Raw genomic sequence first — 24119 nt, 5'->3', positions numbered from 1 at the left:
CCCTGTCACTACTTATTGGACGATAGGGTGTAAAAAAGACCGATGATCGGGCCGGGCAAGAGTACAAGTGGCAGATACTCTATCGGCACGAACCCGCTGAGGAAACTCAGCAATTGGATGCTGATTGCGGTCAATGCGAATCCGATGCAGCTGACAATGGTTATTGTTGTGCCTACATATTCCCGAGGGGCCGCGTTCCCCACGATTGCTGAGAACTGGGGCGAGTCTCCTACCACCGCAATGCCCCAGATTAGCATGAAAGCGTAGAAGACGGGCTGCGGGGCGTGAAACGCAAGGGGAAACATTAGACAGGCAAGTCCGGACAGGCCAAGTTGGATTGCAGCCACGGACAGACTACCCACGTGGGCCGATGCGATACCGCCCACCACGCAACCAAATGAACCCACTGCAATGACGCAAAACGTCCAAAAGGGGGCATTTACGTCAAGCCCGTGCGCCTCGGCGTACCGTTGAACTATCAATGGCGTAAAGGTCCACACCGCATAAAGTTCCCACATGTGCCCAAAGTAGCCCGCCGCTGCCGAGCGCAAGGCCGGGGAAGAAAAGGCCAGAAAAATCGCTCGAAAATCGAAGGTCGACCTGGCCGGCAGGAACGGGCCAGGAGGTATGCATAGGCGAACTACCAAGCCGCCAATGATTGCTAGTATGGAGATGCCGGCAAAAGCGTCGCGCCACTCCATCGACGCGCCAGTAGCTCGAAGCAAGAACGGTAAGGCCGTGCCAAGAACGAGCGCGCCGAGTAGGTAGCCAAGCACCCCGCCAAGACCATTTCGCCACCACGATGCGGCTATTTTGATGCCAACCGGATAGATCCCAGCTAAGAACAAGCCCGTCGCAAAACGCAGGGATAGCAGCGTCCATAGACCATTTCCCTGCCACAGGATTGCCAAATTGCAACAGGCGCCTGCGATGGAGCACCACAGGAAAACGAGTGACGCCGGGAACCGATCGGCCAACGAGAAAAATGCGAATAAGAGTGTTCCAAAAACAAAGCCGAACTGTACTGCAGCGCCTAATAGTCCAGCCGAATAGTCTGGCAGATCGAAGGCCTGCTGCAATTCATTGATCGAGGCATTTCCCGCAAACCAAAGCGACGTCCCTGCAAATTGACTGAAAATGAGCGCTGGCAGAACACGCGACGGACGTTTGGCGTTTGCGACGGATGCAATGTTCAATGGCATGAGCAGCTCTCACGTGGCGTCGGACTTACAGCTGATACCAGACAATGAATTCTGCTGCGTTTTCAGGACGCTCTCATCGCACGGCAAGGGGTGATTTTACCAATCGACAAGAGGTAATGTCCTCCTCTCGACCGGCAGGCCATGGTGAGCCTTGTGTACTGAGATCGAGAAACCATCAGTCAGGAGCCGCATCAACATAGGCCTTCGGTATGTCGCGTAGGTGGTTGAAGCCCACCATTCTTCAACAACTTCGCCGATTGATACCGTGTTGACCCGTGTCCAGTGGAGGCAGGCCTCCACTGGTTGGAGATTGTCAGACGAGACGAGCGGTGATGTTGACGGGATTAGCCAACGTGTCGTGAATTGGAGAATTGTTCGGTAGATTGCGAACCAACTCCTCTAGCTCGGCACGGTTGGCAGTGTCGCTAGTCATCCTGATATCGACCTGGATAGCGCTTGCGCCCTTGCGCACAGTCTCATCGAGACCGAGAAAGCCGTTGAGGTCGACGTCGAAGCCAAGATCGAGCTCGAGTCCGTTTAGGTCGATCCCCTTCATCGCCGCCATGGATGCCAACGTGACCGTGTAGCATCCAGCCAATGCTTGCAGGGTATATTCGGCCGGGCTCACGCCGGTATCGGTTCCAAGAAGTGCGACGGGCTCGTCGCTAATCAGTGCGAACTTCCCCTCACGCTCATGGTCAGCCTGACCGTTCTGCATCAAGGGCCCTGTCTGAGAAGCCATTGCAAGCCCGCCACTGGCCTTTGCTTTTACCTTAAAGGTTACCTTGCCGAGCTCCGGCTGCTTTCGAACCGCGTCCTGTGTTTCGCGGATCGCAGCGATATCGGCAAACGGCCTGTTCATCACACTCACGTCATTCTCCTCAAATCTTCCTGGATGAAAATTCCGCAGTCGAACCGTCCACAGATGCGCACGCCTTGGCGAAGGTGGATGGCCCAGGCATTGACGGATCCAAATGCAATTGATCAATACCAACCTACTAGTAGGTAGGCAATGCATATTCGAAGGCGCATGAGATAATAACGTACCCTGGTATCGCTGGTGCGGGGGAAAGTGGCGGAATACCAAATGCTGCCTGGAAGGAGCGGCAAGAGAGAGCTGAATTGCTGATCGGAACCAAGCTGGTACGACTGCCGGCTTCGAAAGCCGGCCATCGAGGATTATTCCCGTCGATGAAGGCCGCTACTTGAACGATCTCTGCCTTCCCATAGGCAGGTTAAACTTATAGCACATTGCACACATGCGGGAGATGACGGGTGAGCGACACGCGAACAGAACTTGTTGCACAAGCGGAGCAATTGATCCGCCGCCGGGGCTACTCAGGGTTCAGCTACGCTGATCTTTCCGAACGTGTGGGAATCCGCAAGGCTAGCATCCACCACCATTTCCCCTCGAAGGAAACTTTGGCCGCCACAGTCTTGGAGACTTACCGAAATCGTTACACGCATGCGCTGCGGCAGATTGAAAGCGACTTCGGTCATCCGCTTGATCGAATTGACGCCTATGGATGCCTGTACCTTACGGGGGTCGACAAGGGGTTGGGATGTTTGTGCGCAGCGTTCGCGTCGGAACTCGAAATTCTACCAAACGGTCTTAAATCCGGCTCAATAGCCTTTTTTCGTGAGCACCTTAACTGGGTTGGGCAAATTTATGCCGCGGGCCTCGAAGCCGGTCAAGTAAACCCAAATCTCAGCAACACCGAGGCCGCTCGCCTCGTTCTGACGTCGCTTGAAGGAGCACTCATGATGGAGCGGCTCCTCGACGGCCGCTCAGGCTTCAAGATGACATTGTTGGCCATTCGAAATTGCCTTCAACCAGCCAATAGTGCCCAGGTGACGTGAGCGTCTCGATTGGGGCCGTCTTCTGCCTGTCCGCTTCTAGGCGTAACAGGATAGATAAACCTGCCGTTCGGTTGAACCAATGCTCAGTCTGCAGCCGCCGCCATCTCGGTCGCTTGGCAGCCCATTGACGGTGCCTGATAGCGACCTTTTGTTCATCGGCGGGCGAAAGGATGCAGTGTCCCTGAAGCCAGACGCTCATTCATCGAGCGTCTCCAACAGAATTATTGACCTTGGCTATCGCGGTCCACCTACCCCTCTCGCATAAAGTGGACTTTGAGGTCATCAATTGTCAGATCGTCTGTGCGGTGCAACATGCGATGGCAGTTGGAGCAGACGGCAGCAAGGTCCTCGATTCTTGTCTTTACGCCACGCTCAAGTTGAGCGACCGGCACCTTGTGATGCGCCTCGATAAAGCCCCGGCCAAGTTCGCCGTAGGTTACAAGGAAGTCAAAATCGCAAATCTCGCAGGAGAAGGAGGTCAAGGCAGCCTTGAAGCGGTCGACGAGCGATTTTGAGCGCTCGCGCCGCAAATGGGTTCGAAGGACGCCCATGCCTTCGCTCGCCAAGAAGGGCTCGGCTGCATCAACAAAGCCGTCGCCGCTCGACGGATCAAGGGGGTCCATTTCGCGCAGACCCCAGACTCCGCCGCCAATACCGTGAACGCTGTAGAAGAGATCTCGCTTCTTCTTCCAGAAACCGGAGTCCGAGGAACATTCCTGGATCCGCCCACGGACACTTTGAAGCAAGGTCTCGGGATGGGAGCCCGGAAAGAGGCGCCTGATTTCGTTCGCAATTTCCACAGGACGCGCTTGCCCGCCCAAGCTGCGTAGTGCGGCAGTGATCGTCTCAATCCGTGAAATCTGCCCCACCCGCTTCATCGCAACTTAGCCCTAACCCTGCTTGGGAGAAGATCCATTTGACACAAATTCCCTTCCTTGAGATTTATCCCATGTGGGGGAGAAAAAAATGTTTGGCGAATTGGTTGGGGATTTTGGCGCGAAACGCGCTGAATATGCGCGCCGAAGCAAGGCCTACGAAGAAGAAACGGTTCCTCATGTCGAGCGGTCGTCGAAAGAAGCCGAGGGCTGGTATGTTCAACGGGAGAACAAAAACAGCCTCCGTATGCGGCGACCACGGCCGCTCGAGGAAGTTACGCAGAACCGATTTTGGAATATTCTTTACCGCTTCGGCTACGCAGAATTGAACAAGGGCAGCACCTTCCCAATCAGGATAGGGAAAGGCCAGGATGCTCTCGAGAAGCGTGTCGACATCTTCGCCAAGGATGACGAAACCATCGTCATCGCCCGGTGCCGGTCGCAACGTCTTCCGGCGAAACTGTCCCTCCTCGAAGATCTGAATGACTTCGCTGAACTGATGAAGCCGATGGCCGACGCTGTTCGCTTGCACTATGGCAAGGACTATAAGCCTAAAATCATCTGGTGTGTCGTGACGGAAAATATCCGCTGGTCCGATAGTGATCTACGGCGCGCCACGGAATACAATATCAAGGTCATCCAAGGCCTCGAACTCATCTATTTCGAGGAGTTTTCCAAGAAATTGGGGCCGGCTTCGCGATATCAATTCCACGCCGAATATCTCGAGGACCAGAAGGTCCCCGCCTTTTCCGGGCGCAAGGTACCAGCCGTCAAGACCAAACTCGGTGGGAAGACTGCCTATCTTTTCTCAGCGCTCGCGAAAGACATACTGCGGATCGCCTTCGTCAATCATCGAGATTTGCGAGATCCATCTGGAGCGCCGTCCTACCAGCGGATCGTCAAGCCCAGCCGCCTTAAGGAAATTGGTCGTTTTCTCGACGAGGGAAAATTCTTCCCTAACACGATCCTCCTAAATTTTCATCGCAAGCCGCTGTTCGAGCCGCTCGCCAAGGATCAGATTTCCTCGGTGCACTTTGGCAATCTCATCTTACCCGATCGCTATAAGAGCTGTTGGATCATTGATGGCCAGCACCGGCTGTATGGGACGACCTATACGCAAGACAATTACGACACTCCGCTCTTCTTCATCGGCTTCGACTCGGTCTCCACGTCCGAAGAAGCCAACATCTTCGTCGAGATCAATTCAAAGCAGGCGACGGTACCGCCAACCTTGCTGTCGGCGCTCGAGGGGGAGGTGAAATGGGATTCCGATGATCCCAAGGAGCGCCTGTCGGCGATTGCGTCGCGCGCTGTTGATCTGCTCAACACGAAGGGCGGCGGAGCCCTTGAAGGCAAGGTCGTGTCGCCCGGTATCACGGCAGGAACGAGCCAACCGCTCAATGTCCGCAGCATCCAGGACCGGATCAACCAGTCAGGACTAGTGGGCGTGCTTAATCCGCGTACTGGGGCGATCTCCCCCGGTCCATGCTGGAGCGAGACCTCCGAAGGCGCCCTTCGCCGGCTCGTCACGCTTCTGGAAATTCATTTCGAGGAAGTCCAAGCCGCCAATCCCGAGCGCTGGGAGATGGGAAAGGCGGGGTTTCTCTGCATGAACTTCGGCGTTGGCAGCCACATCCGCCTGGTCGCCGAACTTCTTGCCTTCCTGGCGGCTAAAGAAGACCTCGTCTTGCACAAGCAGGAGCCTCACGATCTTCACACGCTTATCAAGCCATTCATCGCGCCGGTCCTGACCTTCATCAACGAGGCGTCCGATGCCCAGTTCGAGGAGCGCTTCAAGGTTATCTTTGGAAGCAGCGGTTTCCATCATTACTTCTATGCGCTCGTTGATCTTGTTGTTGAGGCGCTCCCTGAATTTTCGCCGGAAGGCTATGCTGATTTCAAGCGGCTCACGTCCGATGAATTGACCGACCTTGCCGATCGGCAGGTCAAATGGATCCAGAAGGTCGTGCCGGCCTATATCCTGCAACGGCTCCAGCATGATTTTGGGGACGACTATTTCGACAAGATAGTCCCCAAGGAGGTCCAGAAGGCCTGCCAAGAGCGGCGGATTGACGATGATGGGGACGAGAAGCTCCCGGTCGAAACCTACCTCGACTGGATCCATCTCCAGAAGATCGTCAAGCAGAAGGAGGTAAGAGACGGCTTCAAGGAGGTGTTGAGCATTCGCCTTCGCGATGATCCCGGCGGTAAGCATTTCTACGATGGCTGGTTCGACGCGATCAATCGCATCCGGCGCATTCCAGCCCATCCCGCTGGCCGCTCTTACAGCGATGACGACCTGCAAATCGTTTCGCATGTAATCGAGTTTCTGACGAACGCGCTTCCTTCGCCCTATATTGCGGGCGACTATGCTGTGCCCATGTCGTGACGGCGTTTACGCGCCTGGGACCGAGGTTGAAAATGGTTCTCCATGCGGTCGAACTCCGGCAGGACACTCGTCGCTGCAGGATCGAAGGGAGACAAGCAGGAGCCGCATGCGGCCTAGCCGGCGTCTTGGCACGATATGGGAAACGGCCATTGCCGAGCCGAGCGGATTATTTATGATAAGTGATCATGACCTTTGAGACGCCCATCTGCTTCGACAGCAACGCCGCGTGTCTGGCTCTCATCCGTTTGTCGCGCTTTGCGACCGTCTCGTTAACGGCCGTTGATCGCGTGTATGAACAATCGCGCCAGGGTGCAGGAGGGGAAATCATAAGCGATGGGAAGGGCTGGAGAGGGCGCGAGCCCAGACCTGGAGGACCTTACGAGCTTGCCATGCTAAAGCGCGCATTTGCGGAAGCGGGCGGCGCTCGCGAGTTTGAGCCTGCTGGCGCGTTAGAAAGAGGGGTCGTCTGACGTGGCCGACTTCACCTATATGGGCACCAAGAAGAGTCTGGCCGATACGATCAGCGCGCTTTGCGGGCACCATGCGCCGGGTCCCTTTCTTGATCTCTTCTCGGGCATATCGGCAGCGGGATCCTCTGTCGCGCCTTCGAGGCAGATCTGGTGCAATGACGCGCAGCTCTTCTCGCGCATTCTTACTGAGGCCTTCTTCCTCTCGACCGTTGATCGTCCGCGCAGCGACCATGTCGCGGCGATCGTCAGGCGCCTTGGCGATGACAATCTCAATGCCCTTGCGAGGGCCGCGAAAGACTCGCTTGAAGAGGAGCTTGGCCTACTCTGGGATGGCGAGGCGGATGAGCAGATTGCGATGCAAACCCGTCAGCGGGAGGACTGCACCATGCGTCGGGCCGACCTCGAAGGGCGCTTTAGCCATTGTCTCTTCACCACGCGCTATGCGGGGAGCTACTTCGGCCTGGCCCAAGCGATCCAACTCGATGCGATCCGCTATGGAGCAGATCAGGCGCTTGAACTCGGCTTTATTTCCGACGAAGAGCATCGCTGGACGCTTCTTGCTCTTTGTCGATCGATCGCCTCGATCAGCAACTCGACCGGGCATTTTGCTCAATATCTGACCCCAAGTTCCACCAATCTCCACCGCGTCCTCGGCAAGCGTCGACGCTGCGCTTGGGCCCACTGGCTCGGGGCACTTGAGGGCATGCGTGCGATTGGCGACGCGGACTGGCGGGCAGGTAATCGTGTCTTTCACGGTGATGCGGTCGATGTCCTCAGGGATGTCCGCGCGCAGGACACGCGGCCGGCGATCATCTATGCCGACCCGCCCTATACGAATGACCAATATTCAAGATACTATCATCTTCTCGAGACAGCCCTTCTCTATGATTACCCCACTGCGAACGGCAAAGGGCTCTACCGCGAAGGTCGATTCCGCTCGAGCTTCTCGCTCGCCCGCAATGTCGATGACTCCTTCGCAAACATGATCAGCGAGGCTGGCCAGACAGGCGCGAGCCTGATCGTCAGTTATCCAAGCAATGGCCTCCTCCCCGACAGCCTCCAGAGGATCCCCGAGTTAATGGCTAAGCATTTCAGCCATGTGTTGGATCCGCTTGTCATTCCTTACAAACATTCGACTCTCGGTGCGTCGAAAGGGCGCGAAAAAGAAGATGTCGAGGAGTGTATTTTCGTTGCGGCGCAGACGCCACTCGCAGCTTAGCGATTTAAACGCGCTTGCGCCGTGCTAGAAGTCGACAAGCTCGCCGTGCGCGCGCCTGAGAGGGTGGTTAGACGGCCCGCACGTCAACTTCTGTGCAACGAACTTGAAATCGAGTGCCGCATCAGCGCCCGCGCTAACGCGGCAATGGCCACCGAACCGCGGGCATTGCCGCGAAGCCAAAAGAGTGTCTCGGTCCCGATTGCAGCCATGTCGCGCGAGCTTATTCGATGTCCGCTTTCAGGCGATCGACGGCAGAGCTTCAATGACGGAGATCAGGCGCAAAGCAGACCCGCCTTTGTGCAAGCTACTCTACGCTAGGGTACTCCCGCGCCTTAAGGCGACTTACATCAACTCGAAAATGGGCGCAGATCGAACTGGCAAGGCAGAGATGGAGAATGCCAACTCAGTGGACTGAGCTATTCAATGACATTGCGCGACGGCGGAATTCACCACCGAAACTACGCTGTCGCCGCCGTTTGCACCCTCACTCCCACTCGATTGTTCAAACAACGTATAACCAATTGAAATAACTCACGAATTTATTCTGACGCCCCACAAACTCCGACGCCGAGGCCGTCAAAAAGTTACGCTTTTGATTTTAAAGGAAAAATCGCCGCGAAAATATTTTTGGGGTTTCAGGGACTATCGGCACCAATCGAGCGATCTTTGTTACGACGGGAGCCGATGCACCCGACTCCGCATTGGAAAAGTACCGCCAGCATGCTGTAGCACGCTCGCACTACTGGCGCCATCTGGCCGGGACGAGACGGCTTCATATCGCGTCGGTTATGGCGAAGCATGATCGCGCTGCAGGCGAGGATCCTTGAGGAGCACCGGTCCGACGCGCAATGCCCTATGCCTTTGTGCATCGAAAGCAGGATTGAACACCGCTACCGTCTTGTTTGCGCTGGCACTCAAGAAGGACGGGATCAAGGTCAACGCCGTGAGCCCCGGCTTGGTCAATACCAATCTCAGCCACCATATGGGCACGCGCACGCCGGCTGATGCCGCTGGGATCATCGTCAAGTTTACGACCATCGACGATGACGGACCCACGGGCGGCTTTTCCAACGAAGAGGGCTCGGTCCCTTGGTGAGGCAGTCGGATTATCTCGACGCCCACCCTTCGGATTTTCCGGAGTGCGGCCAACAACGCTTGGGCTGAGGCTACTGCTGTGGCTTGAAAACCTGTCGCTCGCACAAGCCGCGCTGGCCGGCGTTAACCTGACAACCCCTGTCAGTCTTCGAGCCGCTCTTGAGGTGAAGGCGCGAGCATCCGCGCGGTCAGATCGTGGACGGAGGTCAGCAGGAGCGTTCCCTGCTGATTGTTAAGCTTGGCCTGCCGACTGAGATTCACGAACTGCTTTTCGGCCACCATGATGTCGACGAGGGGCAGCGCCGTCATAAAGGCGGACATGTCTCGCAAGTCGTTTTCGTTGGTGACGCGCTTCTGATCTTCCAACCGTACGGTCAGCTGGCGCTCGACGTCCAGGATGGGCACGTCTGAGATCAGGCTCTTGGCCAGCTTGTCACCGATGTCGGTGAGCTCGAACCAGGGCAGGCCATACCGACGGCCGAGCGCCAGTATGTATTCCAGCTCTTCTATCATCAGCTGAGCCGCGTAGGCGCGCAGACGCAGGGCGAACGTCTCTCCAGCCGAACGCTGGTGCCGCACCTCCAGTCGCGCAATCAATGCTTGAGATTCAGCGGTGTATCGCCGGATCCCTTCCTTGCGAACCGCCTCATCCTCTCCCAGCAAATAGGTGAACAGCGCCTCCTGCGGATTTTGCCGCATGTAGTCGAGAACAATCTGTGAGATCGCGCTGTCGAATACTCCGGCCTCATGCTCGGCCACGGCTTCGAACCAAAGGTCGGACAAGAACCAATGTTTGGGTAGCGGTGGGACTGGTACCCCCGTAGCTATGCCGATCTGCCGCAACAGCATCGCCTCGAGAATCCGACGCCGCCCGCGCAGCACCTTTCCGCGGCTAAGGGTAGCCAGCACATGGGCCAAATGGGCCCGTCGCACCGGCAGGTCGATCTTCATCGTCTCGTAGATGTTGGTGAAACTGAGTGGCACGATGATGTGGCCAGCCTCTACGGCCTCGCCAACAACTACGAGCGCCGCATGCTCGGCGCGATGTTCGTCCTTGTCCCAAGCGCCGCGGGCCAGCGCGATCCAAGCATTTTGATCGAGGTAGAGGACCTTTTGACTGCTCATATGTTGTCGCCTGCTTTGGAGATCTTCGCTTGGATCAGGCACTTAACGCAGCCGCTTGAAGGCCCGGAGGTGGCCATATAGCTCCGCCAAATATTCAGCCTTCTCGGTAGAAAACTCCCGCTGCTTCAGCATTGCCCGCAGTTCATGGTTGGGGATTTTCTGGCGGCATTCGCGGACGAAGAGATAGAAGCGATTCCAGTCGAGCGGATGGAGGGACGAAGTATTGGCCAATACCGCGAAGCGGTCGAACAGCTCTTGGGTTCGCTCGGTCAGCTCAAACCGATCTTGCTCGAACCGCTCGATCTTCAAACGATATGGGGTCGAATGGGCCTTGTTCCAGGCGGCCAGAAGAGGCTCCAAGAGTGAACGCGTGATTTCCACATAGACGTCATAGGTCGCGGGGTCCGGGCTCCAGCGCCTTGCGCGCGCCTCGACCCGGACCGGATTGGGCCGATCAGGCGGGGAGAGTAGTTGCAGACCTAGGTCCTTGTGAACACTGTCCTCCTGGAGCCAGAAATTGACGGCTTGATACCCTCTGATCCCAGCACCATCGTAAACGCGCTCAACATTGAATCGCCCAGAAACTCTGCCAAGCTCCGCCATTCCATCGAGAAAGACTTCCACCGGACCGGTGATGGCGATTTCGATATCCGGCAGAAAATGGGACATGCGGCGCTTCCTTATTGAGTACTAGGATGCTTGGCTATTCGAAACGTCAGATACGGACGCGGTGGAACGCTGATGGGAGTTGGCTTCGCTTCGAACTGGACGATATTGAAGACCAGCCACGCCGATCCCCTTCGGCTCGGGCGGCTCATCCTCACCCCTTGCCCGCGACCGCCATGGTGATCGCGTCAAACCCGTTGGCGCCCCAGGTCTCGATCATGCGACTGACGACCAGGCATCGTGATCGGTCCGACTGATCCAGCACTTGCCGAGCGATTGCTCGAACCGCGTCGTTGCGTTTGGGCCGAAAGACATAAGGAAAGACGTGAAACGCTAGAATAACATCGCGGTCGCCTGGCGGAATTCGGGCCACGACGTTCAGGTGATCGGGATCGTCAGGCGCCCGCATAACCTCCTCGCGCGCCTGCTCCACGAGGTCAGCGCACTCCTCCTGGTCGTCGGCGTCGCCGACGCTGAGCACGTCCAGCGCCATGGTCGTCCATCCCGTAGGGCGACGCGCCTCAAGCTGATCCAGGATCGCTTCAAACATCCGTGCCATTCGCGGGGCCGGCTTGTCGACCGCCAGACCCAAATCGAGGTTGTGGTAGTAGCGATCGACCGCCTGGGACATGGCGGTGATGTCTAGGCGGGCGTGCCCGTCAGCGACCGCCAGACTAAATCCTGTCGCCAGATACAGGCCAAGAAAATCCAACTCGAACCCAAAAATATCCGCTGACTTTTGAATCTGACTTCGCTCGCTGAAATAGTGGAGGAACTGGCAGGGGCGCGGGAGGATGTCGGCGATACAGGCTAGGTCGGCCAGGTTCAGGGTGGCGGCTAGCTCAAGGTCCGCCGGAATCCAACCGGCGGCCTTCAATTCGCTTTCGGCCGACGACAGGACCGAGAGATCGTCAAGCGTGACGGAGATACGGATGACCTCGTCAATATTCTCCGGTTCAAGACCAAGTTCGCGGACGGTCACCAGCGCCGCCTTATCGCCACCCCGCGCTCTGGCGATAAGCGCCTTGAGGCGAGCCGATTGAATTGAGGGGGCAGCTATCAGTTCCCTAATGTGGCGACGCGCGCGATCGGGCGCACCACGCAGGCCTTGTGCGCTCAGGGTCGCCGACTTGCTTTCGACGATCAGGACCGTTCGATCGAGTAGCACCAGGACGTCGGTCTCATAGGGAGGCCATTTCGCGCCGGTTGTCACCCGGCTCCCGGGAAGTGCCTCGCTGATGATCCGTGCGGTCTCGAGTTCCAAATACACCGCGCGCCGGCTTTCCAGCACCGTCTTGAGTCCGGCTTCTTCGCAAAGTGGGCGAAGGATCTCGTGGAGGAAGCTGACGCAGGTTTGGGGAAACGCGAAGAAATATTGGCCACCCGACCTGATGCCCGGCTTGTTCCAGACCGGATTGTCGAGAAACAGGTGATCAAGATTGTTCCCCACCAAGGCGCCGGGGCTGAAGCTGAGGCGATCCAGGATGGCTTGAACCTGGGTTTCAGTGACACCCACCGCAGAGGCGACGGTCGCCACAGGCGCGAGCGAATTGACGACCAGCCAGCGATCGGCATGGAAAAGGAGCCGCGCGCGAACGGATTCCATCGTCTCGTCTGGGTGCAAATCGGTGAGCAGGTCCGCAGGATTCCCTGCAACGCCCGGATAGCGCGCGAAGAAATCATGGACGAGCTCATTGATATCCGCCGCTTTGAAGATATCCTTCAGCAACCGGAAGCGCTCGTTCACCTGAGCTTCAATGGCCGCCACGGTCTGTTCAGCGACCGCAATGACATTGAGGACGCCAAAGCCGTGAAATTGGCGAAACGGCTCGTCGAGCGGAGCATAGAGGTCCCGCAGGATCCGAAGCACCTCTTGGTAGGGACCCCAGTTTCGGACCATCTGGGTGTGTATACGCAGGCGCTCCTGCAGTCCCCGTTGTGTGCGGACTAGAGGGTCATTGAGAGCCTCGGCGTCAAGCATGCGGCGACCCACGAACGCGTCGGCGAGCTTGAGCGTAAGATCGATGGCGCTCTGGATCTGCTCCGGTTCCGCGGGTTCGATCCCCCAATCGCTGGCAGGCATCGTCAGGGCTATCGCCTGAAGCAGTTCTACATGGTGTTGCGAGACGCCCTTGATCATCGATGCGCCCTTGACCCCTTCTGGGCCAGCCGCAGTGCGTAGACCCCAGCCCGCGATGACAGCGATCATGTGCGGCGGATAGGTGGTGCACAGCAACGCTTGCAACTGCGCCACGAGTTGGGGAAATGCAGAGACCTGCTTCTTGGCGTTCTTAATCTGCTTGGCTCGCAGAGCTCCAATCGCCCCCGGCGAAAGCGCACGAAACGCTGGCGCGCCCACCGGGCCTACACCGCCGTTTTTTCCCGACACGTTCGCTCCTCGACTCATTCGCAACGACCGTATGGGGTGTTCGGAACCAGGGAAAAGCTCTGACCCGCGTAGCTCTGCAGGGGCGGAGTCTGAAGCTGGCTCGACGACGATCCGAATTGCGACACGGGGGGTGCCCAAGCCGCTCGGGCGCGGAAACGCCCGGCAATACGCCCAGCGACGCGGCCCGCCGTAGGAGTATCATCCAAGCGCCATACCTCCATCTGGCGACCAGACAACCACATCGCGCGGCCGCCCACGGAAAGGTTCTCCGAGAAGGGCCAGGCCGTCACGGAAAAGCGCATACTGGTAGGGCTCATCTGCCTCGGCTCTCGCAATATGATCTCCCGCTGAAAGCGCAAAGCCTGTAGGTTCAAAGGTTGGAAGCCTCATCGTCGCCGGCAGCCCCACCGCTCGATCGCGGATCGCATTGCTCAGTGCGTTCAAGAATTCGGCTCCTGCCTTCTCCTCAATCACGAACCAGCCAAAGTCAGAACCGGGGTGACGTGACGGCGATAGTCGCGCGCGCCGAGCAATTCGCCACCACTCAGGATGATCGAAGAAATCCTCGATCCACCACGGAGGACCGCCAGGTCGCAAAAGCCACGGCGTCGCCGCCAAATAGGTCCGCCCTGCATAGTCAATTCGAAGAAGCGGAACGTTATGTCGCTCGGGAACTGGGGAGTCTGGCGAGCGGATCCAGTCGATCCAATTCGTTACCTCCGGTGCGCCCATCAAGAGAAAGTTGGAGCGATGGGTCGCCAGAGCAATCGGCGCCGGCGCACCTTCTGATATCGCGTCCCTCTGCGGGACGCTTGGTGGCGTAGTTCGCTTTCGCGGCTTTGAGATCCGTGTCTCCGATACGGCCAGGAAACTCCCGGCCGCTGTGGGCTTCGATCCAAACGCAATCGAATAGCCGTGGATTATCTCTCCGAACGGCGACGGCTTCGCGATAAAGGGCTTTACCTGCTTGACGTATTTTTTCTTCGCGGCGTTGGCTATCTTGGCGGCGCTCGCGTCTTTGGCGAACGAGCCATGCGCCTCGGCGAGCACAGCACCGTGGCCGGACGCGTTGCCGCCATCGTAGATAAAGTCCGCATGGGGATCGAGCTTAGACGAGAGGCACGCCGCGTTTGCTCGCCATACGTAACCGAGAGCGTCCATATAGAGGTGGGCAATGCCGGCGCCGACCTTGGCCGCAAACTGTGACCCTGCAGTATCCGCAAGAAGCTTGAAATGGGATTCGAGCGCGAATGCCGATCCGTCCTGGAGTAAGGTCTCCAGTTCGATCAGAGCACTCTGCTGCAATCCATTGAGTAAGACGACAGGTGCATCATCCCAAGTCGTCGCCGTTCGCGCGATTGCGGCCGCCAAGGCAATCGGGTTGAAGGATAGGATCGACTGAGCTTCCGGCGCCACGAAGGACGGAGAGATCGGGCTTGGTACGTGACGGTGCTTCGTATGCTTGGTCAAACCAATCAGCCTAGCCGACGTCCCTATTCCGGCTGTCGACACAGACCCGCTCATCCCTTCAACTCCGCAGCCTGTGCGACCAAGTCGACGAGCTTCCACCCTTGGTCTGTGGCGGGCCCTATCAGAGCCATTGCTTCGGATTTGCGTAGCGCGAGTCCAAGCAATTCACGCGGCCTGGTCACGCCCACGAAGACATTCGTCGCGGCAGTGAGCCCCACCCCTTTGAATGGCTCATTGGTAACTCCGAACGCACGCGGAAGAACCGTGGTCAGGTCGATGCACTGCTCGTCTGCACGACTGCCTTTCCATACCTCACTCTCGACGACGAGAATTCCGTCTACGCTCTTACCCTTGACGGAATGGATCGATCCCAGCCTCAATGTGACGTCATCGAATTGCACCTGCTTCGTGGAACGCCGCTCGGGATCGGCAAGATCGATTTTTTGCTCCGCGACGAAGCCGCAGTAATCTGCGATCTCAGCTTCAGCGTCCTGAGGATGCGGACTGAAGAGTGCCAGCAACTGTGCCACGAACGCCAGCCATGCTGCCTGCCCCCATACCGCATCGCTGGCAAGCACATGGTCGCGGAGTAGTCGACGTACAGTGCGCGGCAACGCAAGGTCGCGATGCGACAGAGCCTGCCAGACATTATGCGCAGTAATTGGACGATCATTCGCCGCTTTCCAGCCATGCGCGCGCGCCAGCCCGGAAACCCCGACGGCGAGCATCTCGCCGACCTCTGCGGGAGGGCGTGCCGCAGCGTGGTGTACCGCAGCTTTCTGAAGCTGCCGGCAAAGGAGGTTGGTCTTCGATCGAGACCCACCCTCGCTGCGATATGCGGGATGATAGTCGACAAGGCTCTTCGGCTGCCAAGCCCCTTTCTTACCGGGCAGATTGTGACGCGATGCGACCGCCCAGACGTCGCGCGCACCGCAATCGCCGCCCCACAGCGCGCGTGCCTCTTTCGCAAAGGCCCCGAGAACCCCACCGATCGTAGCTTCGTCGAACAGGAATATCACCCGCGACGCAGGCCGTGCGCCCAGGCCCACAATGGTCTGAGCCTGACGAGCGGTCAGCCGACTTGCAAATCCGGCGATCTCCCCGCCGAACCTGCGACTCGTATCGAGAGGGATGCAACCGGAGCCTGGTGTCCAATAGGCCGGTGCTGTTCCATCGTCCTCATATAACGTTTGATTGCTGTCCCCGAGGCGCTGGAACGCCGATCCGTCTTGCTTGAACACGTGCTCCAGCAGCCGGAGCTGGTCGCCATGAGTGTCCTGCGCCTCATCAAGAATGACGAGCGGAAAGCGGTCGCAAAGCCGCTCTGCGAGAGCGGGGTTTTCACGGAGCGCGCGCCACGCGAGCGCGGTCATGTCGGCGTAACGATAGAGCCCGCTCTTGACCATCGAGGCCTTGAGGGATTCGAGCGCCTTCCCGCAATCGGTGTGGGCACCCCATTGCCCTTTGCGGCAGCGCACCGCCAGCGCCCGGGGCTCTGCATCTGTGTCCGTGAAACCCGAGTCCAGATCGAGGAGCGAAATCCACTCTTCGAGTCTGCGCTTCAGCTTGAGCTTCTTGTTCTTGGCGAGGTTGTCGAGGACGACCCAACCCGGATACCGCCGCAGCGCCTCAGCCGCGAAGGCGTCGTCGTCAATCTGGCGCACGTGCCAACCCAAGCCTCGAAGATAGGGCAAGGCAAGGTACTGGTTTATGAACGCTGTGACCGTGCCGGTGAAATGAGGATAGGCCATCAGCCGCGCTGCGGTCCGGTGACGGGCGATCAAATCTTCGACCTCCGTCCGCGCGGCATTGGTGTGCGAGATGACGCAGACGCCCCGCCTGCGGGTCGACCAGTTACGCGAAAGCAGCGCAAGCTTTGCGGCCAGCAGCGTCGTCTTGCCGTTGCCGGGTGCCGCCTGGACGTCACAGGGGGTGGCCTTCGCCAGGAAATCGGTCTGGCTCGGATCAGTGAAATCGCAGCCGCCCAGCTCGTCGCCAAGTTCGGCAAGCAGTTCGGGTGTGAGCGGCAGGATCTCGAACATGGTGCTACGCCTCCACCGCCGCCGCGCCTTCCTTCCCGGCGCCCCCGATCTCTTCGTCTTCGACTTCCGGCTCGGGTACGATCGCTGGCGCCCCGGGGACATAGCCACCCGTCACGTAGTCGATCGCGCGCACCAGATAGGGCGGAAGTCGATCGCGCATCTGCTCCGGCGTATCGGTGCGTTTACGCAGTATGGCGGCGAGTTGCTCAGCGACCTCGGCCTTGGAGGCCCCTTTGTCGTGGACGGGCTGGTAGATCTTGACGGCGATCTCGGTCGTGGAGAGCCCAGCCTCCTTCCAGCCTGCGTAGGTTTCGCTGGCCTTCGTCACGATCTTCGCAAGCCGCTCGGACTTGCGACTGCTGGTCTTGGCGAGCTGGACCGCCTGGTGAACGCTCTCGGCAAGCTCGGGCCGCAGCGCGAGATCGAACTCGAGCGTCCAACTGTCGGCGATGAAAGCGTCGACGGGGTCCCCGACGTCGCGCCGCAGCGTCTTCAGCCGTGCAACGACCTGGTCCTGCGTCAGCTCGTTCTCGGTCTTCCGATCACCGACGAGGTCTTTCGCCTCGGCGGGCGGGATATCCCTGTCAGGGATCAGCGCCACGGGCACGGGGATCGCGTTCCCGGTCTTGCGTTGCAGTATCCGGCTGTACCGGAATAAGCCGCGGTGACCGACATTGACGAGCGAGACGCCATAGCGGCTGAGCGGACGCCCAAGCTTCTCGGCGATCGCGGGCAGCAACAGGTGCTCGCCGTCGCCCTCCACGACGATCAGTGCGCGGGCGAAGAACAGGTTGGCCTTGGTCGCGTCGAGGAAGCGGCGCAGAAACTCATAGTCGTCGGCTTCGAGCCGGGTATGCGCCGCGCCCAACGGAAAGGCGCTGTGACTGACGATCATCGTCATGGTCTCAAGCTCGGCGCCGGCCGCGAGCTGCGGGCTATGGGTGGTGAGCAGGACCTGGACCTGCTGATGGGTTTCGCCTTTCTTGGGATCCGGTTTGGCGGCGCGAGCTGCGAGCACCTCCATGAACAGCGTCTGATGCTGGGGATGCAGGTGCGCTTCCGGCTCCTCGATCAGCAGGAACGGGACCTGATCGGGATGCGACTGAAGCAACAGCAACTCGGCCGCCATAAACAGCAGGTTGTTGTAGCCCAATCCGCGCTGCACGCGCTCGGTCCCTGCCTTAGCGTTCAGATAGAGCTCGAACCGTTCGAGGATCTGATCGAACGACCCGCCCGCGCCGAGGTCCAGCGTCGCGACGAGGCGATCATCCACAAACGACAGCTTGTCTAGAAAATCGGTATTCACGCTGCTGGCGACGCCCCCCACAGCAGCGTTGTCCCGGACCGCCGCGTCAGCGGCGGAAAGCGTGTCGTGAAGCGTAACCTTGGCACCCGGCGCGGCCGGCTTGCTCTGGGGGCCCATCGTGGGCATCGCGCCGAGAATGCGCGACAGACGCGACCGGCGTCCTGCTCGCATCTCGCGCTCGGCGTCCCGCAGAGGCTTGAGATAGGTGGCCTTCAGATACTCGCGCAATTCCCCGTCGAGCGGCAGTCCTTCGCCTTCGGCGCCAGCGCGGTGCTGGCTGGAGATGATACTGCCGCCGCCAGGAGAAACCCGCCGCGCGCCCCGCATGCAGACGTGCAGACGAAGCTTCCCCTTTTCGTTGGCGCACCATTCCAGAAAACGGGCTTCTTCATCAGCGCTGAGGTCGTCGAAAGTGCATCGCACGACGAAGTCGCTACTCCGTGTTCCGTCGGCGCCGACGTGGAAGTCGTGTTCGTCCGGACGGATATAGTCGTCGCCACGCGTCCAGAGAACATAGCGGGCAGCGTCGATGATCGCGCTCTTCCCGGCGTCGTTCGGCCCCACGAGAATGTTGAGACCGGAAGAGAGCTTCAGTTGCAACGGCGCGGCCGGATCGAAGCACCGGAAGCCGCTCGCGTAGATTTCGGAAATGTACACCGTCGCCTCCCCAGCCTGCTTTTTTTCTTATCCTGCCGCGCTATTGGCTCGTGCGGCGATCTCTGTGCAGCGCTCCATGAGCGCCTCGAAAGGCTCGGCGTCCTCCAGAAGGAGGCCGTCCTCAACCATGCGGGCGTAATCTTCTTCCAAGGCCTTCGCGCCATCGCCGGCCGGAACGAGTTGCAGACCGCCGTTGACCGCAGCCGCGTAGTCGATCGGCGATCGACCCGCTGCCTTCTCCGCGAAGAACATCGCCTTGTGACGGGCGACGGCGGTCGCCAGGTCGCGATCAGCGAAAGCAGCAGCCGCGAAGCCGGCCTCATCCAGTCGAGCGACGTCATGCCAGTGCCGGGCGAACCGATGACCGCGCAAACGCTCCTGCCGGCAGAAGACGTGGATGGCCGTTGCCTTCTCCCAGAAGGTCCGCTCCGCATGCATCACGCGCGGCCGGGCAGTCGGGAAGACGACGTCCTCCACCAAGCCGGAAGCATCGCAGACTACGTCGCGCAAACTCGCTGGCTCGCCCGTTGATCGCGCACCGAATTCGAGCATCACGCTCGGTGCGACATATCCCGAACCGATTGCCGTCGCCTCGTAATCGATGAACAGCTTGTCATCTTCGACGCGGATCGCCGCCGCCAATCCCCCGCTGGCCAGCGCATTCGCGATGGTCGGCTGCGCCGTTCCCGCCACCCACTCGGGCAGTCGCTTGCGGACCTCGCTCGACCAGCGCTTCTCCTCGCTGCGGGTCTTCGGCAAGGCCTCGCCGTTGCCGCCCACCAGGTCGGGAGCAAGCGCGCGGATGTCATAGGTGAGGTCGACGTCCTCGGAAAATCGACGGATGACCCCATAGGCTTTCGACAGCGATGTGCCGCCCTTGAAGACCAGGTGTTCGCCGAGGGGCGACCCATAGAGGGCGGCAAGCGCCCAGACCACCCAGACATCCTTTTCGAGCAGGTGCGCGGGGCGACCGGATCGGTCGGCCGCGACGCCCAAGACTTCTCGGCGATCCGCGGCCGCAAGGCTGAGGAATGCGTCAGCCATGCGCCGCCTTTCCCACGCTGCGGGCGAGCCAAGTCGGAAGCTGCGGCGCCGCCGCCACCAGCTCGTTGAAGGTAGTCTGCGGAAGTTTGCGCTTCAAAGCCAACAGCGCCGCCTCGGCCTTCTCGGGACCAAGCCAAGCCAGCGCCCGGACTGCCTCACCGGCCGGCCGATTGGCCAAGGCGAGCTGCCAGCGCGGTGCGTGCCGCAGTTCGACCACCTGCTTGCCGAGATTCATTTTCCGGGTGCGGCCCGAGGTCAAATAGACCGAGCGGACCGGAACCTGTGTCGTGAGGCCAAGGGTGTTGGCGGCCGCCGCACCGCTGGACACGATGACTTCGCCGCGCTGACTGGCGAGCGCCTCGACCGCCTGCTCCACCGAAGGCGACCGCGTGCCAAACCGGCTCGTCACGGGACGCAGATAGACGCCACGGCCAGCGCGGATCAGTTGGCCACGCTCCGCCAGGCGCGACAACGCCTGGTCCACCGCAGCCCGATTGCCGAGGTGAAGCAAGCTTTTCGCGGACACGGGCGTACCCTCGGGCAATCCGCCCGCATGCGCCAAAATCTGTTCGCTCAACCGTTGCATGCTGATCTCCTGTCAGAAATATACGCAGTTTTCTGACAGTTTGCAATCGGCGGCTTGCTGTCGTCCAGCTAGATCAGCGGAGCCCCCGCATCGAGCAGGTGAGCAACCGGTCCTTGACCGACTTCGCCATGTTCGTTGGTGCTTTAGCCATTGGAGGTGAGCGCCTCGAGATAGGGTTGCATCACCTTCCAAGCGCCGCCGGCCTTCGCGGCCTGGGCGATTGCGCTCGGAGTTACCTTGCGTTGCTGGAGGGCGGCGCGCAGACCTTCTACAGCGACCGATCGGTCGACCAGTTTTGGGTTTCGGAATAGATCGGCAAGGGTCTTCGAGATTGAATAGACCGGGACGTCGATGCCAGCGATCGCATGATGCTCGATGCCCTGGCGCAGATAGGACTCCGTGAAACGGACCATGCGCAGCGGCGGATAGGACTGGACGGGTGCCCAATCGCTCGTCCCGATCGCCATCCAGACGCGCCGTGGCATCTGGTCGGTCAGTCCATGGAAGGCGAGAGCCGATACCAGAGCGACCACGCCTTTGGGGACGCGCATGACAGCTTCGGCGAGGATCTGGTTCTCTTCGACTTCCGCGCCACGCTTCTGATAAACCCCGCGCGAGATACGCTCGACTTCACCGCTCTCGACGGCGCGCGCGATCGTTTGCGCGCTGATGCCAGCCTCGCGCAGTTCATGCGCATGCATCATGGTGCGCGCATTGAGCAGGCTTCTGAGCCTCGCCTTTTGCGAATCGTGCGCCGAGGGCATGTTACAAATCCTCTAATCGACCGCGATCTTATCAGAGGTTTTGTCACACGTCATCCCTGCGGCAGCCAGGAATAGGCGGCGGCGCGCGGCGGTCGACCAGGCCCTGTCTAGGCTGGTCAAGGCCGGCAAGTTGCGTCGACTCGTGCGAGGTCTCTACGATTTCCCGAAGGTTCACCCGAAGCTCGGTCAACTCTCGCCGGCTCTCGACGACGTCGCGCATGCTTTGGCGCGCGAGACCGGGTCGCTGGTTCAGATCGCGGGCGCGCGCGCCGCAAACGCGCTCGGGCTTACGACGCAGGTGCCGGCGAAGAGCACATATCTCACCGATGGCCCATCACGGCGTGTGGTACTCGGCAAACGCGTGGTCGATCTTCGGCATGCGTCGCCGAAGCATCTGATCGCTCCGGGCAGCCCGGCCGGCACGGTCGTTCAAGCCCTTCGCCATGTCGGTCCCGTTCGTGCGGCCGACATTGCGCAAGTCGCCGCACGCCAACTTTCGGCAAGTGACAAGAAGACACGCGCGTCCTCTGCCGTGCAGGCGCCGGCTTGGATGCGGCCCACGCTCGTCTTGATCGCCAGCACAGTGACGGCCAACGTCGATGGATAAGGTCGCCCTGCTCCCACCAAAGGACCGCGCCGCGCTGTTTGGCGAAACCGGCATGCTCTTCCTTCGCGTTCGCGACCTCTTCTTGAACAGATTGGCCCTGGCGAAAGGCTCGATGGTGATCTTCATCAATTCGCCCGGCACGCAGAGTTCTAGCCTATCGAACCCGTAGCGAGAGCGGAAGCGGAAGATGCCGTCGGTGACGATCATGGCGAACCCGTCGGGCCCTCGCTTGGCGGACAACCGCCGGACGCCAACCGCCGCGACTTTTGCTTGCCTGGCCGGCGCGTGCCGGCCAGGCGCCAGTCCTCGCTTTAGATCAGCGGTTGTTTAGCGCACGGAACAGGAAATCGCGGACGGTGACCTGAAATTTAGGCGCCTCCTCGACCTGGGGTGAATGGCCGGAATTTTCGAAGATAACCATTTCCGAACCCGGGATCAGGCGGTGGATGGCTTCGGAGGCCGAAACTGGGGTGATCCAGTCATGGCGGCCAACGGTGATCAGGGTCGGTACCTTGATGCCAGGAAGCTTGTCCTTGAGGTCATAGTTTTCCTGATTGACCGCAAAGGCGAAGTTGTGAGTGGCGTAGTGATATGGGGTGTTCTCGATCCTCGATTGGACTTTGTCCAAGTCCAGGTCATGGTCGTACAGGGGCAGGATGTGCGCCCAAGCGGCCTTCAGGTCGGCATTGTCGCGCGTCGTCCCCGCCATGATGCGGTTGAAGAGGTCAAGATCGACCTCGATGCGCGGCGAGGCCAGGGCATTGGCGCGCGAGAGTTCGCGATGGGCGTTGTCCGCCGAAGTGTCGCGCAGAACCATGGCAAGCACCCGGCCCGGGTAGCGGATGGCATATTCCATGGAGATGAACCCGCCATAGGAGCCGCCGGCCATGATGACCTTTTCGGCTCCGATCCACTCGCGGATGGCATCAACGTCCGCCGCCCATTGCTCGTGGGTGAAGGGGGCCTTGTCCTCAGAGGCGCCGCTGCCACGGGCATCGAAAACGACGATGCGGTATTCATCGGCAAAGGGGCCGAAGGAAGCCTTGGGCTCGGCATGGCTGCCGAGGCCCGGTGCACCGTGATGGACGATCATCACCGGCGCATCCTTGTTGTCGGCACCCAGCACCTCGATGTTGAGCCGCGCTCCGTTGATGGTGACGTCCATTCCTGTCTCCTCAGTGCTTCAGATTAGCCGATGATGCATTCATCGATGGTGCGGGAATGCTTGGTCAGTCGCTCGGGCCCGGCCTCGGTGATCAGCACCGTATCGGAAATGCGATAGCCGCCATGGCCGGGGATATAGAGCCCGGGTTCGGAGGAAACGATCATGGCGGGTTGCAGCGGGCTGTCGTCGCCGTCTGCGATCCATGGCGGCTCGTGCAGCCAAATGCCGATGCCGTGACCCTGGCGATGGCGCAGATATTGCGCCATGCCTGCTTCACGGATCACTTCAAGGCAGATGCGATTGGCTTCCGAGCACGGGCGGCCGGCAATCAGGGCGTCGGTACCTATGGCCTGGGCCCGGGCGGCGACGTCGAAGAAGCGGCGCTGCTCATCACTGGGCTCGCCCATCACGAAGGTGCGCTCGCTCTCGGCAAAACGGCCACCGACGGCGCAGCCGAGCGAAAGAATGAAGGTTTCGCCCGGCTTGACCCGCTCGGCCGAAGGCAGGCCGTGGGGGAAGGCAGCATTCTTTCCGGTATAGACAAGGCCGCCGGCCAGCATCTGGCCGACCACGACATCCTCATGCTCGGCATACATGGTGGACACGCCGAACCGAGTCACATGGCTGGCCAGTTCCGCCTCGGTGGGCAACGGCGCCCCGGCTTCCATGGCGTCACGGATGAGTTTGAGCCCCGCCTCGACCATAGCGTCGGAAATGCGGGCCGCCTCACGATGCAGGACGATCTCTTCGGGGAACTTGATGAGCCGCGCATCTTCGACGATCTCGGACATGACCCATGTGGCATTGGGCCCGAATTGCTTGAACTTTTCCACCCGCCCGACGGAGGTTGCCGGCGAATAGGCGATGCGGCCGGTCGGGTTCAGCTTCGACAGGAGGATCGCGAAAGCATCCTCGATGCCGGGGAACTCGGGATAGACGACGAAGTCAGCTGCCGTGTTTTGCTTTTCGGCATGGTCGGCCTCGAGCGCCGGCACCAAAAGGATGCACTCCTTGGCAGTGAGCCAGATCGCCGCCGGTCGTTCGTTGGGAAAGTGAAAGAACCCGCTGAGATAGGCGACATGGTGATGGTCGTCGACAAGCAGACCATCGAACCCCTGAGCGGCCATGCGCGCACGCAGGCCATCCTGGATGCGCGCATAGGTGTCGCGCGACAGACGTTGCTTCACA

At 59.9% G+C, this 24119-nt stretch carries 19 protein-coding genes and 1 pseudogene; 6 read left to right on the top strand and 14 right to left on the bottom strand.

Features of this window, described 5'->3' with window-relative positions; genetic code table 11:
• Positions 1-8: 8 nt before the first annotated feature.
• Both AC1RTB_RS20320 and AC1RTB_RS20315 read right to left on the bottom strand, forming a co-directional pair.
• Positions 9-1202: an MFS transporter gene (locus AC1RTB_RS20320; protein WP_492880897.1), complete on the bottom strand. Its 1194-nt coding sequence runs from the start codon at positions 1200-1202 to the stop codon at positions 9-11.
• A gap of 313 nt (positions 1203-1515) precedes the next feature.
• Complete coding sequence (locus AC1RTB_RS20315; protein ID WP_492880955.1) at positions 1516-2064, bottom strand: OsmC family protein; 549 nt, start codon at positions 2062-2064, stop codon at positions 1516-1518.
• 413 nt (positions 2065-2477) lie between these two features.
• Here AC1RTB_RS20315 and AC1RTB_RS20310 point away from each other — a divergent pair, with 413 nt between their 5' ends.
• Entirely contained in the window at positions 2478-3062 is a 585-nt protein-coding gene (locus tag AC1RTB_RS20310) for a TetR/AcrR family transcriptional regulator (protein WP_492880896.1), read from the top strand.
• A gap of 248 nt (positions 3063-3310) precedes the next feature.
• Here the strand turns inward: AC1RTB_RS20310 and AC1RTB_RS20305 are convergent, their stop codons facing one another.
• A complete protein-coding gene (locus AC1RTB_RS20305) occupies positions 3311-3940 on the bottom strand; it encodes an HNH endonuclease (RefSeq protein WP_492880895.1) in 630 nt (209 codons plus the stop codon).
• An 88-nt stretch (positions 3941-4028) separates the two neighbouring features.
• On the opposite strand from AC1RTB_RS20305, the gene AC1RTB_RS20300 reads away from it, so the two are divergent.
• From AC1RTB_RS20300 to AC1RTB_RS20290, 3 genes are all read left to right on the top strand, one after another.
• Positions 4029-6326 (top strand): DGQHR domain-containing protein, encoded by a 2298-nt coding sequence (locus AC1RTB_RS20300; protein WP_492880894.1) that lies wholly within the window; start codon positions 4029-4031, stop codon positions 6324-6326.
• A 471-nt stretch (positions 6327-6797) separates the two neighbouring features.
• Positions 6798-8015, top strand: coding sequence for a DNA adenine methylase (locus AC1RTB_RS20295; protein WP_492880893.1), 1218 nt, complete (start codon positions 6798-6800; stop codon positions 8013-8015).
• Between the two features lie 823 nt (positions 8016-8838).
• Positions 8839-9111 carry an SDR family oxidoreductase gene (locus tag AC1RTB_RS20290; RefSeq protein WP_492880892.1) on the top strand — a complete coding sequence of 91 codons (273 nt, stop codon included), beginning with the start codon at positions 8839-8841 and terminating at the stop codon, positions 9109-9111.
• Between the two features lie 140 nt (positions 9112-9251).
• Here the strand turns inward: AC1RTB_RS20290 and AC1RTB_RS20285 are convergent, their stop codons facing one another.
• The 9 genes from AC1RTB_RS20285 to AC1RTB_RS20245 form a co-directional block, all read right to left on the bottom strand.
• Entirely contained in the window at positions 9252-10235 is a 984-nt protein-coding gene (locus AC1RTB_RS20285; RefSeq protein WP_492880891.1) for a hypothetical protein, read from the bottom strand.
• A gap of 42 nt (positions 10236-10277) precedes the next feature.
• Complete coding sequence (locus AC1RTB_RS20280) at positions 10278-10904, bottom strand: hypothetical protein (protein ID WP_492880889.1); 627 nt, start codon at positions 10902-10904, stop codon at positions 10278-10280.
• 151 nt (positions 10905-11055) lie between these two features.
• On the bottom strand, positions 11056-13290 hold the full coding sequence (locus AC1RTB_RS20275) for a hypothetical protein (RefSeq protein ID WP_492880887.1): 2235 nt from the start codon (positions 13288-13290) through the stop codon (positions 11056-11058).
• Between the two features lie 198 nt (positions 13291-13488).
• On the bottom strand, positions 13489-14760 hold the full coding sequence (locus AC1RTB_RS20270; RefSeq protein ID WP_492880885.1) for a hypothetical protein: 1272 nt from the start codon (positions 14758-14760) through the stop codon (positions 13489-13491).
• Positions 14761-14810: 50 nt separating this feature from the next.
• Positions 14811-16802 (bottom strand): UvrD-helicase domain-containing protein, encoded by a 1992-nt coding sequence (locus AC1RTB_RS20265; RefSeq protein ID WP_492880884.1) that lies wholly within the window; start codon positions 16800-16802, stop codon positions 14811-14813.
• A gap of 4 nt (positions 16803-16806) precedes the next feature.
• A complete protein-coding gene (locus AC1RTB_RS20260) occupies positions 16807-18765 on the bottom strand; it encodes an ATP-dependent nuclease (protein ID WP_492880882.1) in 1959 nt (652 codons plus the stop codon).
• A 27-nt stretch (positions 18766-18792) separates the two neighbouring features.
• Complete coding sequence (locus tag AC1RTB_RS20255) at positions 18793-19809, bottom strand: nucleotidyl transferase AbiEii/AbiGii toxin family protein (RefSeq protein WP_492880881.1); 1017 nt, start codon at positions 19807-19809, stop codon at positions 18793-18795.
• A complete protein-coding gene (locus tag AC1RTB_RS20250) occupies positions 19802-20395 on the bottom strand; it encodes a DUF6088 family protein (protein ID WP_492880880.1) in 594 nt (197 codons plus the stop codon). Before AC1RTB_RS20250 ends, AC1RTB_RS20255 begins: the two co-directional genes overlap by 8 nt.
• A 143-nt stretch (positions 20396-20538) precedes the next feature.
• Positions 20539-21159 carry a type IV toxin-antitoxin system AbiEi family antitoxin domain-containing protein gene (locus tag AC1RTB_RS20245; protein WP_492880879.1) on the bottom strand — a complete coding sequence of 207 codons (621 nt, stop codon included), beginning with the start codon at positions 21157-21159 and terminating at the stop codon, positions 20539-20541.
• 82 nt (positions 21160-21241) lie between these two features.
• Here AC1RTB_RS20245 and AC1RTB_RS20240 point away from each other — a divergent pair.
• Together AC1RTB_RS20240 and AC1RTB_RS20235 are read left to right on the top strand one after the other, a co-directional pair.
• Positions 21242-21766: pseudogene (locus AC1RTB_RS20240) on the top strand (DUF6088 family protein); the annotation flags it as partial.
• Positions 21759-21935 carry a hypothetical protein gene (locus AC1RTB_RS20235; protein ID WP_492880878.1) on the top strand — a complete coding sequence of 59 codons (177 nt, stop codon included), beginning with the start codon at positions 21759-21761 and terminating at the stop codon, positions 21933-21935. The pseudogene AC1RTB_RS20240 and the gene AC1RTB_RS20235, both read left to right, overlap by 8 nt.
• Positions 21936-22082: 147 nt before the next feature.
• Here the strand turns inward: AC1RTB_RS20235 and AC1RTB_RS20230 are convergent, their stop codons facing one another.
• Positions 22083-22931, bottom strand: a complete 849-nt coding sequence (locus AC1RTB_RS20230) for an alpha/beta fold hydrolase (protein ID WP_492880877.1) — start codon at positions 22929-22931, stop codon at positions 22083-22085.
• Between the two features lie 23 nt (positions 22932-22954).
• Positions 22955-24118 (bottom strand): M24 family metallopeptidase, encoded by a 1164-nt coding sequence (locus tag AC1RTB_RS20225; RefSeq protein WP_492880876.1) that lies wholly within the window; start codon positions 24116-24118, stop codon positions 22955-22957.
• Between the last annotated feature and the right edge of the window lies 1 nt (position 24119).

The sequence above is a fragment of the Aminobacter sp. GW821-FHT11F06 genome (genome assembly GCF_058808215.1).
The sequence above is the reverse complement of the archived record's forward strand: the minus strand, read 5'-3'. Positions and strand labels throughout refer to the sequence as shown.